The organism is Streptomyces sp. HUAS MS02, from assembly GCF_055702265.1.
In genome coordinates this window covers 4,378,370-4,394,496 of the sequence record NZ_CM146747.1, presented here as the reverse complement: position 1 = coordinate 4,394,496, position 16,127 = coordinate 4,378,370, and the positions used below count along the sequence as shown (strand labels likewise).

Genomic DNA, 16,127 nt, shown 5'->3' with positions numbered 1-16,127 from the left:
GCGCGCGAGGCCGGGCTTGCCGCCGAGGCGCTGACAGCGCCCGCACGACCGGAACCTGCGCATATGGACGCGGAGCCCGAAGAGCCCGAGGAGTTCGAGGCGCCCGGAGAGGGTGGACCGCTTGACACTCCGGAAGAGCCCGAGGACGTCGAGGCGATGGACGCGGCCGACGACGGTGATGGTGCTCCGGCATCTGAGAGCGAGCCGACAGAGCCTGCAGCCCCCCATGACGGGGAGTACCCGCCGTCCCACCGCACCGACGGTGACCTTGAAGGCGCGTTTTTGGGTGGGATGTGGGAGAAGATTCGCGGCACCGTGCTCGAGAGGAAGTCCGTCGACCAGTCGGAGGACCTATACGCGACGGTCGACCGACCGGCTTTCAACGAAAAATGGGTGGAAGGAATCGGCGTCGGGCTCGTCGAGTACGGCGAGCCGCTCGAACGCCCCGACGGAGATCGCGTTCCTCTCTTCGACGGGCCGCCGCGTCGTGACCAGACCGAACAGGGGAGCCTCGGCGACTGTGGCGTGATCGCGGCACTCGGTGCGGTTGCGGGGCACCGTCCGGAGGACATCGCCGGCTGCGTTCGGGAGAATCGTGACGGGACGTACGAGGTCACCCTTCACCAGGTGCAGAGCCGAACCGTCGACGGCTGGCAGCACTATGAGGCCACCGGGGGGAAGGCGGTGCTCACCGTGACGCCGGATCTGCCCGTGCCGACTTTCTCTCCTGAGGGGCCTGCTTACGCGTCGACGGGAGGGGGTGAGATGGCGTGGGTGGCCGTCATGGAGAAGGCCTTGGCGGGCGTTGATCAGACATGGAACGACAAGACGCCTGACGGGGCCGAGGGGTATCGTCGTCTCGACCTCGGTTCTGATCCTGACAGTCGAGCGGAAATGCTCACCCAACTTACCGGCCTGCCGGCCTACTCGGAGGACTTTCCTCAGGATCACGACTCGCAGGGGAGGAGCCCCGACCGTCAACTCCTGGATACGCTCCGCGAAAAACTCGACAACGGGCTCCCGGTGTTGATCGGGACGAATGCTGATGACCCCAAGGCTGCGCCGCTTGCAAAAGATCTTATTCCTTCCCATGTTTATGAGGTTACGGCAGTGGATGACCGGAATGAGATACATTTGCGCAATCCGCACAATGTTGACCACCCGGAGCCGTTGACTATCGAAGAATTCAGGGACAACATCAAGAACCGTTACACTACGCTGGGGTGAATTGTCGAGTGAGTGCTGTTCTTAAAGAGGTCGGGCTTCGTCACGCGGTTCCTGAGCGCAGGAATGGTATCCGTTTTATTCTGCGCTACGTCAAGGCTCCGGACGAAGGGCCGTTGACTATTTCGCTGACTGTCGTCGCTGACGAGGAGAAGAAATACGTCCTCGAGGTCGGAGAGACGTTCTCGGTCCGTGACGAGACATGGGTCGTGGCTCGCGTAGACCCGACGAGTGACGACGTGCGAGCGGTTCTGCGTCTGGTGGAGTAGTCACCACAGGGACGGGCGATAGGGGTCGTCGGCGTCGTCAATTTTTCGCTCGGGAGTCGGCCTTGCTTCGGTCGGCGCGCTCCCCTGTATCGCGAAGGCGACCTCGTGGCAGGGGAGGGGGACAGCGGCGCGGATACGCTGATCCGCAGGGGTGGTCCAGGAGGTCCGGGTGCCGTCAGGGATCCGGACGATGTACTCGCCGTCGTCGAGTTCCTGGCACTTGAAGAACCTCAGGATGCCCTTGTGCGCCTGGCCCGGCGGAGGGAAGCCGTGTCGGGCGAGCACCTGCCCCGAGGCACCTGCGATTTCGACCACCTCTGACGAGCCGCCTGCCTCGCCCTGGAACACACGCGGTGACTCCAGCCGGCGGACTCCGTCCGACTGGCGGTACGTCAGCCGATTCAAGTAGATGAGAGCGGACTTGCGGCCCCAGTCGTTCGTGGTGACCAGTACACCCAGCTGCGTTCGCGCCATATACGTCCCGTCCGCGGACGTCCGCTCGGCCCAGCGACTCCAGACTCCTGGGAGGAAAGGCTTGTGGGGGTGGAAATCGCCGTGGGGGTTCAGACCATTGGACTGGCTGATGTCCAGTTCACTGCGCGATCTGAACTTCACGGACAGGGCTGCGGCACCGCCCCAGACGTCGTGAGCCGTTCCCACAGCAAGGGTCAGCTCCATGACGATGAACGGACCGACGCCGGAATCAGGCAACCAGTAGGCGAGCCGGTATGGGTCCCGCTCCTCCAGCCGGATCAGCGGATCGGTGAAAATCGTGCCACGCAGTCGGTCGGGAAAGTCCTTGGAATCCCAGGATCCTTCCCAGGTCGGTTCTCCCAGCACCGAGCGTGCCGCGGCCAGGTAGGTCCGCCATGCCCGGGCCCCCTCTGCCAGGAGCACGGGATTGTCGTCGGAGGTTCGGGCCTCCCGGCTCCAGACACGGTGGCGGGCTTCTCGTAGCTTGAGCTCACCGCTGGACACCAAGTCCAGAGCGAGATCACCTCCGGCACCCGTCCGTACCTCCAGGAACGGTGCGAAGCTGGTCGGTTCCCAGCCGAACCGGGCACACCACACGCCCGGCTCCAGGGGAGGCCTACGGACGCGCAGTACTTCTCGCCAGTCCAGCTCGGACAGTTCCAGCAATTCGGTGACGAACTGCTGAGGGGTCCGGTTCTGACGACTCATGGTTGCTCTTCGGGCTGATGCAGGAGCTTGGTGACGTTCTCCTGGCGATGGCGGGGATGGACCGGAACGAGTCCGGCACAGAGTGCTGTGACGAGTACGGCAGCGATGGCTGTTCTGGGCTGCCGGACCTCAGTCCAGCTGTTCCGTCGTCCCGTCCGGGTGGATCAGGAGGCGGATGGCGCCGCCGTAGCGGTTGTCCGTGATGGTGGCCGGGGTGGGGGCGCCGAGTTGCTGGGCGCGTTGCTGGAGGATCGACAGGACGACGTCCTGGATGTCGCCGTACGGCGGCGCGGTGACCGGGACGCCGTCGATGAGGCCGGCGTTGGGGGAGAAGACGTGCACCTGGGCGTCCGCCGCGCCGGGGTTCGCGGCGGGCGGGATCGGAGACGGGGTGGGTTCGGTCATCTCGGGTCGGGATTCCTTCCGGCTCGGGTCAGGCGCTCTTCGCCTCTCCCCGCTCGGGGAGGAGGGTCTCGTCGAGGTCCTCGACGTTCAGGGCTTCCAGGACGCGAGCGTACGTGCCGCGTGAGAGACGTTGCAGGCGGCCCGACTTGACCAGGGTGGAGAGGACGTTGCTGATGGTCTTCGACGGGTCGCCGTAGACGCCGGCGGGGAGCGCGCGGAGCACGTCGCGGGCGGAGAAGGCGCCGGGAAAGCCGGCGACGGCCTTCTCGACGGCGGCGCGGATGCTGGGGGTCGAGGGGGTGCGGCGGGAGGCGGGTCCTGCCGCGGCCGGGGCGGGGTGCCCGGTGTGCGTGGGGTGCGATGTGGGGGAGACCGATCGCGGGAGGCGGTCGTGGATCTCGCGTACGGCTGTGCGGATCGTCTCCAGGGAGGCGTCGCCGGTCTCGTCGCCGGCGGCCGCCAGCATCGTCGCGACCTTCTCTATGTTCGCGAGCGTGGCGGCGAGTTCGCGCAGCAGCGGTTCCAGGAAGTCGCGCCGGAGCGCGGCCACCGGGTCGGTGGTGGCGAGCTCGACGGAGACGGAGCCGGTGAGGGGGCGACGGGGAGGGAGGGGTGTTCCGTCGGTGTCCGAGGGGGTTGCGGCGGCGTCCGGGAGCAGTGACTCGACGGCGTCCCGTACGGCCGGCAGGTTCCGCGGGGCTTCGGCGGCCGGGTCGGTGCCGCCCGGCATGCACGTCAGCATCGCGACGAGCTGTTCGAGGCTTGTGAGCGCGGGGAGGGCGGAGCGCACCAGGGGGCCGAGCACGGCCTGCCGTACGGCCAGGGCGGGATCCTCGTACGAGAAGGTGATCCGTTGCCCGGCCTCGGCCGCTGCCATGGGTTCCTCGCTCCTGCCGTTCGACGGTCCGGACGTGTGTGACGGCCCGTCCGGAGGGGGTGTATGTCTGTGCGTTGGCTGTGTGGGGGTGTGTGGTTGCAACAGCGATGTCAAAGCGGCGCGCGGTGGACGTTCCCTCAACATGCGCTGATCATCGGCCAGTTGCCCCTGAAGCTGCTGGAGCTGGTCGAACGCGTCGAGAATCCGCTCCAGTTCGGGAAGGTCCGGCGCGGTCGACCGACGGATTCCGGAGTGGGTCGCCGACGACTCGTCCGCGCGGGACCGGAGCCGGGTGAGCCGTCGGGGGAGCGAACCGGAGTCGAAGCGGACGGCGGCGTGGGCCGGCAGGTCGCCGTTCTCGTCGCCGAGGCCGAGCATGCGGCGCAGTGCGCGCCGGTCCTCCCGCGTGGTGGCCGCCGTGTAGCCGTACGGCTCGGCGTACGCGACCGCGTCCTGCAGGCATTCCGCCCAGAGGGGGCAGGACGCGCACAGATCGCGCGCGGTGCGGAGGAGGACGAGGTGTTGGCGGCGCTGATCGGGTGATACGCCCGGATGTGCCGGAGCCGCGGCGACCGGGGAGTGCGGGCCTTGCGGATTCTCCGAGTTGTCCAGCAGCGGGTGTTGGAAGACGTCCGGCCGACGCCGGCACGGCAGGGCCGCGTCGGGTATGTGGGCCTCCCGGTCGACCGCCCGGCGGGCAGGTCGGACAGGCAGCCTGGCCAGCGTCGTATGGCTTGCCATACGCATGAGTAATAGCCCCCGTGGTGATCTGTGATCGCGGGGGACTCTAGAACAAATTGTCAAACTCATGCAACGCATGTGCAAAGTGCTGGCTGGAAACGAACAGTGCCGCGACGAACCATTCACAGGAGCCTCAACTGTCCGCCGTTTTACGGGTGTCACGAGGACGCGGCCGACGTATCGCCCTGCCCACCCTTCTGACCCGGGCAGTCATGGCCTTCGCGGATGCGCCGCGCACGGCCAGGACACCGAGCACGCCCACGAAACCGATCGGCACGCCCGCCTCCGGCACGAACATGCCGACGACGGAGCCGATGACCAGGATCACATCGGCGAGCACGACCGTGACGCCGCGCCGGCCCGGGTGCTCCTTCACCATCCAGGCGCCGAGCAGGGCCATGCCGGTGAGGGCCCAGTAGCCGAACGCGGCGGTTCCGGTGACGGCAGCGCTGGTGGTCATCCGGGCCGAGTCGCCCACCGCGGAGAAGTAGCCGGTGAAGGCGGTTGTGAGGATGGTCGAGGCGAGGGCGAGGAGGAGTTGGGTGCGGCGGCGGAGCAGCCAGACGGTTCCACCGAGGAGCAGAGTGGCGCAGACCATCACGAAGGACGAGCCGCTCTGGGACGCGATGGCGAAGAGGGTGTAGGCGGCAGCCAGACCGAAGACGACGCGGGGGAGCATGCGGACGGCCCAGGGGTCGGACTTGTCCTGGTGGAGGAGGCGGACGAGACGGGACGGCGCGGGGCTGCCGCCGCGCGCGCCGTGGGCCGAACCAGCGGCAGTGGTGCTCGCAGTAGCGGCAGTGGCGCTCGGAGCGCCCGTCGTGGTGCGCGGAGCGCCCGTCGTGGTGCGCGGGGCGTCGGTCGTGGTGCGCGGGGTGCGGCTCATGGGGCGGTCACTCTCCCGTGGCTGTGCGGCGCGCCGCCCCGGACACCCGCCCGCACCGTGGGCCGGGCCGCACCGGAGAGCCGCTTCGTGTCCCCGACCATCCGGTCGGGGTCGCGCTCGGCGTTCGGGGCGGGCATGGGACGGCTCCTCGGTGCGGGTGCGGGGTCAGGTGGACGGCCGCGGTCGGCTAGACGCGGCCGCTCGGGCCACGGGGGTCCCGTGGGGCAGGGGCCGGGATGGCGGGCGGCGTCGGATCGGCCGGCGTGGTCCGAGGAGACGTCGGCGTGGGCTGGGGCCTCGGCGCGGGGGCCGCGGGTGCGGGACTCGGCGTGGGCGAGGGTGTGGGCGACGGCTGCGGGGTCTGCGTACCGCTCGATCCGCTGACGCGTCCGCTGCGCCTGGGCGCGGTGGGCGTCTGTCCCTCCGGCTCCGGCTGTGCGTCCTCGCCGTGCCGCTGCTCGCGGAGTTCGCGCGCGTCCTCCCTCGCCAGATAGGCGTCCTTGCGCTGCTCACGCTTGGACTGGCCCAGCCAGCCCCTGCGCTGCATCTTGTCCCGGTACTTGCCCTTGAAGGCGAGCTTGTCCACCGCCCAGGCGCCGTTGCGTGCCGTGCTGCCCGCCGCCCGGCCCATTCCCCTGGCCGCGGTGCCCGCGACCCGGCCCGTCTGGCGGGCGGTGGTGCCCGCCGTGGAGACGGCCAGGCCCGGGGCCACGGCGGCGGCCTTGTTGAACGTGGCGTTCGCGGCGTCCCCGACACCCAGGGCGTCCTCCGCCCCCGCCACCTGCGGCGAGAACTTCCCGGACAGCAGGTTCTTCAGCAGCATGACGACGGAGATGGTGACCAGCAGCAGCATCAGCAGCTGCATGCCCAGCGGGACCGACAGCGGCAGGATCAGCTGGTAGAAGAGCAGCAGGATGGTCAGGATCACGCCGAAGCCGGCGCGTAGCACGAAGCTGTGCACGAACGTCTGCCACCAGCCCCTGAGCAGTTTCTGCTGGGTCGGGTGGATCGAGATGATCGCGACCAGCGGCAGCAGGATGATCATGATGAGGGTGACCGAGTGCCACAGCAGCGTCAGCGCGCTGAGCACGACCACCATGATGCCGACGATGAGGGAGGCGATGAGCGCGTAGACGCCCATGGTGATGCGGTTACCGGGCTTGTGACCGCTCCACTGCTCGTACACACGGGACTTCTCGTTCTTGGCGATGTAGTTGCGCAGTTCCCCGTACTGGTTCTCCTTGTGCTTCATCACACCGCCGTCCACGTCCGACCAGTCCTTGTAGTAGTCGAAGTTGGTCACCGACTGGACGTTGACCTGCTTGACCCGCAGATCGGTGCATCGCGCCTTCTCGCCGAAGTCGCAGCTCGTGGAGCCCTTGTACTCCATGCGCTTCTTGCCCGGATCGCCGAACTGGCCGATGGCCCAGGGCCGGAACGCCAGGGTGTCGTACATGGCGCAGCTGGATATCCGCATACCGCGCTGCGGCGCGTTGGCCGCCAGGTCGCAGGGCGGTTCGATGTCGTCCACCGCGCCGCCCAGTACCGCCTCGGTCAGTGCGGCGTTGCCCTGGGCGATTCCGGAGTCGGCCGTCTCGACCACGCGCGTGTAGTTGTTGTCGACCAGGAACGCCGACACCGCGATCACGACGAACGCGGCCCAGCCCACTCCCGACCACACCTCGCGCATGTCGCCCTTGCGCCACTTGCCGAAGACCCAGAGCCCGGTGAGCAGGATCATGGTGGGCACGGCGACCTGGAAGACGTTCGTGTTCAGCCGGTCGACGACGCTGTTCTTGCCCTCGACGGTGCCCTCGTACAGAGCGGCGAGCGGGCTGGGGTTGGAGGAGATCTCCTTGATGCTGATGGAGGCGCGGGTGATGAACTTGCTGAGGTCGAACACCATCTGGGCGATGGAGTTGTAGATCTCGTTCTGGATGCTGCAGTCGTCGTTGTCCGCGTTCTCGCCGCGCTCGCCCTGCTTCGCCTGGTTCTGACTCTGCTGGGTCGAGGCCCAGTTGAGGCCCCGCAGCGCGCCGAGTTCGTAGACGGTGTAGTCCCCGGGGGAGCCGTCCAGGCGCACGGCGCCGGAGACGAGCTCACGCTTGCCGGCCCACTGCTTCACCGAGGGGAAGATGTTCTCCGAGGCGCCCGGCATGTCGGCTTTTTGGTTGATGCTGTCGGACGTCCAGTCGCAGGTGTCGAAGAGGGCCTTCGCCGACTGCGGGGTGGAGAGCGAGAGGGCGATCACCCCGAGTGCCACGAACAGCGCGGCGCGTGCCGCGACACCGGCACTGACCAGTGTTTTGAGGAGGGACCGCTTCGGCCGGCGCCGTGCCGGGCGGTCGGCGCGGGGCCGGCTGAGGGTCAGCATGAGAAGTCCTTCGGAGCGGATCAGACGTCTGTGGGGATGTACGTGGTCATGACGCACCCGTCGGCCTGCGCGGGCTTCTTCTCGTAGCCGCTCGGGACCTCGAACTTCGGGTCGCACGCCAGGTAGTTGAGGCCCGACGTCCGCAGAGCCTCAGCCGTCTGGTCGTCCTGCGGGTACACCGCGAAGTCCTTGCCGATGAGGATGCCGCGGTAGCCCTTCTCCTTCATCGTTGTCTGGAACTGCTTCATGTCCGAGATCAGGAGCAGCGTGTTGGGATGGTCGTACTGGTCCATGCAGACGGCACGGTCCTTGATCGCCCAGACCGGGTCGGTCGACTGGTCCTCCTCCAGCCAGGCGGCGTAGCGCTCCGCCTGGGTGGAGGCGTCGTACTCCTTGCCGGTCTGGAGATCCAGGCAAGCGGCGTGCTGGTTGAGGAAGTACTCGATGGACGCCATGTCCGAAGCCGACGGCAAGGCGTCGGGCTGCTTCTCGCCGGTCGACTCCTTGCCGCCCTTGCCCGCCTCCGCGCTCGCTTTCCCCGACGGCTTGCTCGTGTCGTCGTCCCCGCCGCATGCCGTCAGGGACACCGACACGAGGAGGAGGGCGCCGATGGTGAGTGCTCGTTTGATTCGCATGGTCCTTCTTCGGCTGGGGGCTGCGGGTGGGGGGCGCTGCGGCGCTGGCGGTGGGAGGTCACACGGTGGCCGTCTCCGGGGCGGTCGTCTCCGGGGCCGGGGGACGGGCCGGGTCCTCCGCCATCTCCTGCAGGAACGTCCAGTCCCACACGCTCAGCGGCGGGTTGACCCCTTGGCGGGCCGGGCGGGTCGTGCCGTTGGTGTCCGTGGCCGCGAGGATCTCCTTGAAGACCAGGTCGACGGCGACCGTGCCGACGCGCTTGTCGGCGTCGCGCTGCAGGCAGACACCGGTGCGCAGTTCCTGGAGGGCCGCGATGACCTTCGGGTCGTCCTCGGGGCGGCCGAGCAGCGGGGCCACCAGGGACGCCTCCTGCGCGGACTTCTGCTTGAAGGCGAAGACCGTGTGGATCTGGTTGGCGCCACCGCTGCGGGCCTCGGAGTCCTCGATCTGCACCAGGTCGATGGCCTGCTGGGTGATCAGGACGGTGACCGCAAGGTAGGAGCGGCCCTGCTTCAGGGCGCGGCGCATCAGGTCGCGGCCCGACTCCGTGGCCGTGACGACGTATGCCTCGTCCACGAACAGCGCCTTGGGGCGCAGGCCGATCTCGCCTGTCACCGGGTTCTTCTCGTAGCCGACGTCGAGCATCTGGCTGCCGAGTTCCACGACCGCCATGAGGGCCGTCGCCGCGAGCCGTTCCGCCGGGTTCCAGCTGCGCGGGTCCGAGGCGGCGGGTGACTGGAAGCCTCGCAGGGTGATGACCGTACGGCGCTTGCGCATCGCGGACAGCGGCTGCGGGCGCTCGGCGAAGGCGAGCCGGGCGTAGGGGAGGGTGCGCAGCTCGGTGAGGAGCATCTGCGCGAGCTTCAGGTCCTTCGCCGCCTCGCGGTCGTTCGTCGCGATCGCGTGGTCGTACGCCGCCACGACCTCGTCGACGACCTGCCACAGCGTCGGGCGGGGCACCTGCTGGTCGGCGTCGCGGGCCGTCAGGCCCTGGTCCACCGCCTGCCGGATCGCGGAGTTGTAGCGGCCGATGACCGTGGCCATCGCCTCGATGACGGGGAGGCGTACGCGCTGGTAGTCCTCGTCGCCGAGGAAGCCGCGCAGCATGGACTCCGCGAGCAGACGGCCGGCCGGGACGTCCCGGGCGATCACCCACGGGTCCAGTACGCCCGCCTGGCCCTTGAGGAGGTCGACGACCTCCGTCTCCGCCCAGAACTCCGGGTTGACCGGCTGGAACTTGCTGGCCGGGGTGCCCAGCAGGCCCGTCTCCGCGTCGCCGGCGAAGTCCGGGTCGTTCACCTGGGAGCCGAAGGCGAGGTAGTAGCAGAGCTGGGCGAAGTCGGTCTTGGGGTCGATGACCAGGCAGCGGACGCCCGACTCGGACTCCTCGTAGAACTTCTGCAGGGCCAGGGAGGACTTGCCACCACCGGAGGCGCCGACGATGGCGAGGCCACCGCCGTCGTTGCGGGCCGGGCCGACGTGCAATGAGTAGTGGACCGGCATCTTGCCCGCCCAGCCGACCAGGTTGCCGACCCAGCCGAGGCGCTTGCCGGAGCGCTGCTCGGGGTTGTCGCCCAACTCCGTTCCGGCGGTGGGCAGTCCGGCGCCCAGCTGCTCCACCTCCTGGAGGCGGAGGTAGGGGGCGATGGGAAGCTTCGGCGCGTCGCCCGGGAGCTGGGACTGCAGCAGGCGCCACTGCTGGCGGGTCGGGCGCAGCAAGGTGACCTTCAGGTCCTGCTTGAACTGCATCTCCAGGACCCGGCGGCGACGCTCCAGCTCCTTGACGTCCGGGGCCGAGATCGTGAAGCGGATCTGCGCCTCCATCCCCGGCATCTTGTGCTCCTCGATGTCGTCGACGAGCTCCTGGGCGCGGGTCACCTGGGTGGCCAGCTTGGTGTCGGGGCTGCGGCCGGAGTTGGCCATGTCGTTCATCTCGTCGACGAGGTTGCCGCGGATCTTGTCGGCGCGGTCCTTGAACTTCAGGTACGGGATGAGCGTGAACCGCATGTCGATCTCGACCGGGAAGTCCACGTGCTGCGCGGCGTACCGGGCCCACGCCGTCGATTGGCGGAAGCGGGTCTCCGCAGGCCAGTTGGCGGCGACCAGGGTCGTCGTGTAGCTGGTCTGCTGCTCACCGGTGATCTCGTCGTACTGGTTCAGGACGATGTGCGTCTTGCGGTTCTCACCGGAGAAGTCGACGACGAGGTCGAAGGCGTTGGGGCCCCAGGCGCGCGAGCCGAGCACCGGCTCGGGCGGGACCGGCAGGTCGCCGTGGAGCGGCTTGCGGATCAGCCAGACCAGTTCCTCGCGGGTGAGGGGTGTCCCGCGGAGGTTCTCCAGGCTCTCGTGGACCTCCGCGGCGACCTGCGTCCACTCCGCCACCACGGACGGGGACAGGTACTCGTCCGCGACACCGGTCGCCGCGGCGGTGACCTGGTCGGCGGCCCCGCTCACGCCCTTGAGCAGGCCGGCGTCGTCGTGCGGCTCGTCGTCCTGCGACAGCACACCCGTCCCGCCGCCGGTGCGCTTCACCGAACCCAGCTTCACCAGCAGGATGTTGCGCTCGCGCTTGGCGCCGATGCGCTCCTGGTACTCGGCCTTGCGCAGGTTGTACGCCTTGTAGTTGTCGGTCGGGTCCCAGGCGACCGCGTTGAGGTCCTCCGCCCAGGTCAGCGCGGTGATCGGCTGGTACACCTTGCGGTAGTGGCACTCGACGTTGCGGTCACCGCGGGCAAGGTTGAGCAGACCGCGCGGCGGGCCCTCGGCCATCGCCTGCAGTTCGCCGGCGTTGAGGTACTCGTCGATGGCGGTGGGCAGGACGAGCCCCGTCCACACCGAGTCGCCGTGGACGAAGATCATGTCGTCGGCGTAGCGGTAGGGGAGGCGGAGGTCCTCGCGGCGCGCGGAGGCCGAGGAACCGGAGGACCTGGAGCGGGAGGAGGACGAGCTTCTGCCGCCTCCGCCCTGGCCCTGCTTCTTGCCCGACGAGGCGGCCATGATCATGGCGACCACGAAGAAGGCGGCCGCCCCGCCCAGAAGGATCATCATGAACATGGAGGAGTCACCTGCGGTGGATCGAGGTCGGTTGGCGGTGGGTCGGTGCGGGACCGGGGGTCGGTGCGGGACCGGTCGGTGCGCGGTAGTGGCTCAGCGGTGCGTGGGTGTGGCTCAGCGGTGAGCCGCGAAGGCGGTGCCGCGTTCGGCGGCCGCCCGGCGTGCGTCGTCGTAACGCGCCTGCCAGCGTGGTGAACCGGGGGTCCAGAGGATGACCTGCCAGTGCAGTTCCTCCGGTTCCTGGTCGGCGGAGAGCCCCTGGAGACGCTTGGGCTGGAACCACCAGTCGGTCCACACCACCAGCTGCTGGCTCAGGGTGAGCGCCGAGGGCAGGGGCCGCCCCCAGACGAAGTAGACGGCGAACGGCGGTCCGAAGTAGAGGATCGACGTCCACATCGACATGCCGAGGAACGGCAGGAACGCGGACAGGGTGAACAGCCCGATGAGCCAGACCAGGCCGAAGCCGAAGGCCGCGCCCAGCGCGGGCAGCAGCAGGCCGGGCAGCGGGATGTTGCCCCAGTTCCAGATCCGCTTGGGACGGTTGACCAGATCGGTGTGGTCGTACGCGACCAGCGGCTCCGGTGCCTCCTGGGCCATCGCGGCTGACTCCCCTCGTTCCTAGGGTGGCTGACGATCCGTCGGACGGACGTCAGTTGTTGCCCTGGCCGCCCTCGCCGCCGCCGATCTGGCTGCCGAGGTCGATCAGCACACCGGCGAGGCCGCTGGCGCCGCCGATGATCAGGGCGGCGAGCGCGATCATGCCGAAGCCCTGGAAGGCCTCGCGCATGCCGTCACCGCGCTTCATCGACAGCAGCATGCGGATGCCGAGGACGAGGAGGGCGATGACGGCGACCATCGTGCCGGCGTTGGTGAGGATGTCCTGGATCTCTCCGAACATCGAATCCAGGGTGGCTGCCAGGTACACGGGTGGTTCCTCTCGATCAGACGGTGAAAGGCGTGGTGAAGAGGGGGACGTGGTCCCGCTCAGGACTTGTCGGACTGCTTGTCCTTCGAGGACCGGGGGGACTTGGAGGCGGACGGTGACTGCGACGGGGAGGCGGCGCCGTCCTCGTCGGGTGCCGTGTCCTCGTCGGACCCGGTGTCGTCGTCGGGCGCGGCGGTCTCCTCGTCCACGTCGGCCCGGCCGCCCTCCGCGTCCAGCACACCGCCGCGGACGTCCTTGATGAACCAGCCCTGGGCCGTGTTCACCACGGTCATCCGGTACGAGCGGTTCACGGCCCCGCCGGCCGGGTCGGTCCAGGCGACGACCACCCGGAGCTGAACGGCCTGGCCGTCGGCGTAGGAGTACGGGTCGGTGCCCTGGACGTTCCTCGGTACCAGTGCGTCGACTTCGCTGACGGTGGGCTCGGACAGTTCGCCGGAGAGCCCGGTGGTCGCGGCCTGCGTGGCGTCGGACGTGGTGAAACGGGCCATGGCCGTGGTGTCGGACGCGCCCCATGCCTCGAAGTAGCCGGGCAGCACCTGCTCCCGCAGCTGGTCGGACAGGGTGTCGTCCACGACCTCGGCGTCCTGGTCGACCGGCGGCACGTCCGCGCGGGGCGGCAGCGGCATCTGGCCGACGTCGCCCGCGACGCGCATGCCCTCGCCGGTCGCGAGGTCCTTCACATAGACGGGCACGGTGAGCGTGGTCAGCTTGCCGCCCTCGCTACGGACCTGCACGCCCAGGTAGCGGCCGTGGTCGCCGTACTCGGGCAGCGTCTCGGCGGTGCCGTCCCAGGTGGCGGCGACGGCCTTGCTCGTTCCCTTGCCGTCCCAGCCGCACTCGCCGTCGACGCCGGAGGAGATGTAGCGGGCGAGGTCGTCACGGCGCGTGGACGCGGTCTCGGGGGAGTACGTCATGCACAGCAGCGCGTACTGCTCGGCGAAGGTCGCCGCCTGCCGGGTCGGGAACTCGCTGAGGCGGTACTTGGCCGCGTCGGCGGGGTCGAGCCCGGCGGTCGCGGGCGTCGACGACTTGCCGATCACCAGCCCCATCACCCCGCACGAGCCCAGCGCGAACACACAGGTGGTGATCAGCAGGGTGGCCCGGAGGGCGACATGCGTACGGCGGCCACCTGCGGGGATACGGCCACCGGGCTTGGGGACCCCGAAGTCGCCGGCGGGGGTGGCCTTGGCGCCGGTCTGGGCGGAAGCGCCGGCGGCCGGACCCGTGGCGGAGGGCCCGGCGGCCGTGCTACCCGCGGTGGCCCCGGTCGCCGAGGCGGCACCGGCCCTGAGCGTGAGCGTGGCGTTGGCCGGGACGTTCGCCTGGTGCGCGGGCGAACCCCCGGCGGTGTGGGGGGCGATCGGGGAGGCGGGCCGGGCGGCCGAGGCAGCGGCGGGGACCGGAGCCGAACCACCCTTCTTGCGCTGCTCCTTCGCCGCCTTCTTCTGCTCGTACGCGGCCTTGCGGGCCGCCCGCTCGCGCTCGCGCTTCTCCTTCTTCGTCTCGCTCGCGGGACGCGTCTCGCGCGGCGGCAGCGCCGGTACGGCGGCCTGGCCGGCCTGGGGCGTGTTGCGTACCCAGGCGGCGGCGACCTGCGCACGGGCCGCGTCGGAGGGGAGCTGCTGTGGCTGGGGGTGCGAGGCCTGGGGAGCCGCGGGCTGCGCCTGGTGCGGAGCCGGGGCGTTCTGCCCCTGGCCCTGCGCCTGCCACGCCTGCTGATGCGGCGGCTGGGGCTGCTGCGGCTGTTGGTTTTGTGGGGGAGGACCGAAGGACCCGGGCTGCCCGGAAGGCTGGCCTCCGCCGACCGCGCCAGCAGGGCTGTTGTGGTCTGTCATCGAGTCGGTTACTCCAGCGAGTCGGTTCCCCGTCCGCCTGGGCGGGTCACGACCGCACCGCACGACGGGCCCTGGCCCAGCCAGGTGCGCAGGCAGTGTGACAAAGACCTGTCACCGGACCGCCGCCGCTTTCCTCTCCGGGAGAGCGTGGATTCCCGGCGGGGCGGCCTCCGGGAAAGCGGCCGGGAAAAGTGTCAGGGACACGGCGGGAAAGCGGGCTCGCTGTCCCGGCCCGCCTTGGGCCCACAATGCGCGGGGGGCCTCCGCCGTACGGCGGGGCGCGTCCGCCGTGAGCACGACGCCCCGGAACACCCAGTACCCGCAACACCCTGCACCCGACGGACCCGGCGAAGGACGAGAGTTGACCGACCACAACGGGCACCCGCAGCAGCAGCCCGATCCGCGCGCCTGGGACGTCGCCCAGCAGACCGCACCGGTCGAGCCGGTCGAGCCGACGCCGCCTGCGCAGCAGACGCCGGTCCAGGAGACGCCGCCGGTCCAGCACACCCCGCCGGCACCGCAGGCGCCCGTCCCGGCCCCCGTTCCCGCGGCCGTACCGGCGGCGCCCCAGGCGCCCCAGGTCTTCCAGGCCGACCACGCCTGGGTCGACGGCTACGAGCCCGGCAACCCCTGGCAGGCGCGGCTGTGCATGGAGACGCCGTACGGCACCTTCACCTATCCCCTCACCCCGCACACGATTCCCGAACTCCTGGAGCAGATGGTCCTGGTGGCCCAGGAGCAGCAGGGGCTGCCGGTCGGTTTCGACGCCGACCCCGAGTCCGGGCCGCTCCCGGAGGACGGGGAGGGCGCGGACGAGGACCAGCAGGGCCATGCGCCCGGTCTCCACGGCGGCCGCGCCGCCCGGCTGACCGGCTGGGCCCTCGTCCATGACCTGTGGGAGCGCGAGGACCCGAGGGCACGCATCGTGATGGGCGCGGTGGTCGTGGTGCTCCTGCTCCTCGGCATCGTCCTGACCTGACCCCTCCACCGTCCCCGGCCCCCGACAGAAGCCCGCAGGAGCGGAACGATGAGCGGCACCGAAGCATCCTCCGAACAGCCGGAGTTCTACTTCGCGGACGTCTACGCGTTCGTCTCCGACTACCTCGCCCAGATGGTCCGGCGTCGCGTCAACGGCTCGTCGGCAACATGGTGCCCCCGGTGGTGGGAGCATCCCGAGGCAGGCGCCCGCCTCTCCGCACTCTGGCTGGCCTGGGAACACCTGCGGCAGGACCCGGCGCTCGGCATGTCGACGTGGTGGCTGCACCACGCCGACCCGCATCTGCGGGTGCTGATGGACGCCGACGCCGGCCCGTTCGCGGCGTGTTCACCCAAGGACGGGCACACGGCCTACCCGTTCGACCCGCTGCCGGTGGACGCCCGGCCGGAGTGAGCGGGACGGACGGGCGGGGGAGCGGCGCGGCCGGAGTGAGCGTGACGAGCGGGCGGGGGGAACAGCGCGACGAAGCGGTGCCGGGCGTACGGGTCGACACGAGTGCCTCGGACGCCGATGGTCCGCCTCGCCTCCGCCGGGGGCGGTGACGCCGGGTGGCCCGTCCGGGAGGCTCAGCCCAAGCCCCCGCCCGGGTGTCCCGTTCTTTCCCGACGGCACCCCGTGCTTTCCCCGCCGGGAATCCCTTCGGCTGCCCGCCCCACACCTCCCCCTACCGTGTCCCGGTCACCCGTCGACCGCCGGACCGG

16 protein-coding genes and 1 pseudogene are annotated in these 16,127 nt (G+C 69.8%); 5 read left to right on the top strand and 12 right to left on the bottom strand.

The window, feature by feature from the left end:
* Positions 1-63: 63 nt before the first annotated feature.
* Positions 64-1,227, top strand: coding sequence for a C2 family cysteine protease (locus ACZ9QC_RS18890; protein ID WP_472921179.1), 1,164 nt, complete (start codon positions 64-66; stop codon positions 1,225-1,227).
* Between the two features lie 8 nt (positions 1,228-1,235).
* Entirely contained in the window at positions 1,236-1,493 is a 258-nt protein-coding gene (locus tag ACZ9QC_RS18885) for a DUF6406 domain-containing protein (protein ID WP_472921178.1), read from the top strand.
* On the opposite strand, the gene ACZ9QC_RS18880 is transcribed toward ACZ9QC_RS18885, so the two are convergent.
* The 3 genes from ACZ9QC_RS18880 to ACZ9QC_RS18870 form a co-directional block, all read right to left on the bottom strand.
* A complete protein-coding gene (locus ACZ9QC_RS18880) occupies positions 1,494-2,675 on the bottom strand; it encodes a hypothetical protein (protein WP_472921177.1) in 1,182 nt (393 codons plus the stop codon).
* 129 nt (positions 2,676-2,804) lie between these two features.
* Positions 2,805-3,080, bottom strand: coding sequence for a hypothetical protein (locus ACZ9QC_RS18875; RefSeq protein WP_215448046.1), 276 nt, complete (start codon positions 3,078-3,080; stop codon positions 2,805-2,807).
* A 28-nt stretch (positions 3,081-3,108) separates the two neighbouring features.
* The gene (locus ACZ9QC_RS18870) at positions 3,109-3,957 is read right to left on the bottom strand and encodes a hypothetical protein (protein WP_472922007.1); all 849 of its coding nucleotides are present in this window, start codon (positions 3,955-3,957) and stop codon (positions 3,109-3,111) included.
* Positions 3,958-4,119: 162 nt separating this feature from the next.
* On the opposite strand from ACZ9QC_RS18870, the gene ACZ9QC_RS18865 reads away from it, so the two are divergent.
* Positions 4,120-4,500, top strand: coding sequence for a hypothetical protein (locus tag ACZ9QC_RS18865; RefSeq protein ID WP_472922006.1), 381 nt, complete (start codon positions 4,120-4,122; stop codon positions 4,498-4,500).
* Here the strand turns inward: ACZ9QC_RS18865 and ACZ9QC_RS18860 are convergent.
* From ACZ9QC_RS18860 to ACZ9QC_RS18820, 9 genes and pseudogenes are all read right to left on the bottom strand, one after another.
* Positions 4,399-4,698, bottom strand: a pseudogene (locus ACZ9QC_RS18860) (WhiB family transcriptional regulator); the annotation flags it as partial. The gene ACZ9QC_RS18865 and the pseudogene ACZ9QC_RS18860 overlap by 102 nt on opposite strands.
* 133 nt (positions 4,699-4,831) lie before the next feature.
* Positions 4,832-5,584, bottom strand: coding sequence for a hypothetical protein (locus ACZ9QC_RS18855; protein WP_472921176.1), 753 nt, complete (start codon positions 5,582-5,584; stop codon positions 4,832-4,834).
* Positions 5,581-5,721, bottom strand: coding sequence for a hypothetical protein (locus ACZ9QC_RS18850; RefSeq protein WP_472921175.1), 141 nt, complete (start codon positions 5,719-5,721; stop codon positions 5,581-5,583). Before ACZ9QC_RS18850 ends, ACZ9QC_RS18855 begins: the two co-directional genes overlap by 4 nt.
* Positions 5,722-5,771: 50 nt before the next feature.
* The gene (locus tag ACZ9QC_RS18845; protein ID WP_472921174.1) at positions 5,772-7,958 is read right to left on the bottom strand and encodes a hypothetical protein; all 2,187 of its coding nucleotides are present in this window, start codon (positions 7,956-7,958) and stop codon (positions 5,772-5,774) included.
* Positions 7,959-7,978: 20 nt separating this feature from the next.
* Positions 7,979-8,593 carry a hypothetical protein gene (locus ACZ9QC_RS18840; protein WP_472921173.1) on the bottom strand — a complete coding sequence of 205 codons (615 nt, stop codon included), beginning with the start codon at positions 8,591-8,593 and terminating at the stop codon, positions 7,979-7,981.
* A gap of 58 nt (positions 8,594-8,651) precedes the next feature.
* Positions 8,652-11,648 carry an ATP-binding protein gene (locus ACZ9QC_RS18835; protein WP_472921172.1) on the bottom strand — a complete coding sequence of 999 codons (2,997 nt, stop codon included), beginning with the start codon at positions 11,646-11,648 and terminating at the stop codon, positions 8,652-8,654.
* A gap of 114 nt (positions 11,649-11,762) precedes the next feature.
* Positions 11,763-12,245: a hypothetical protein gene (locus tag ACZ9QC_RS18830; protein ID WP_316726801.1), complete on the bottom strand. Its 483-nt coding sequence runs from the start codon at positions 12,243-12,245 to the stop codon at positions 11,763-11,765.
* Between the two features lie 52 nt (positions 12,246-12,297).
* The gene (locus tag ACZ9QC_RS18825; RefSeq protein ID WP_184905623.1) at positions 12,298-12,573 is read right to left on the bottom strand and encodes a TrbC/VirB2 family protein; all 276 of its coding nucleotides are present in this window, start codon (positions 12,571-12,573) and stop codon (positions 12,298-12,300) included.
* Positions 12,574-12,632: 59 nt separating this feature from the next.
* Positions 12,633-14,429 carry a conjugal transfer protein gene (locus ACZ9QC_RS18820; protein ID WP_472921171.1) on the bottom strand — a complete coding sequence of 599 codons (1,797 nt, stop codon included), beginning with the start codon at positions 14,427-14,429 and terminating at the stop codon, positions 12,633-12,635.
* A 361-nt stretch (positions 14,430-14,790) separates the two neighbouring features.
* On the opposite strand from ACZ9QC_RS18820, the gene ACZ9QC_RS18815 reads away from it, so the two are divergent.
* Positions 14,791-15,408 carry a hypothetical protein gene (locus ACZ9QC_RS18815; RefSeq protein WP_472921170.1) on the top strand — a complete coding sequence of 206 codons (618 nt, stop codon included), beginning with the start codon at positions 14,791-14,793 and terminating at the stop codon, positions 15,406-15,408.
* Between the two features lie 48 nt (positions 15,409-15,456).
* Positions 15,457-15,819 (top strand): DUF4913 domain-containing protein, encoded by a 363-nt coding sequence (locus ACZ9QC_RS18810; RefSeq protein ID WP_472921169.1) that lies wholly within the window; start codon positions 15,457-15,459, stop codon positions 15,817-15,819.
* Positions 15,820-16,127 lie beyond the last annotated feature (308 nt).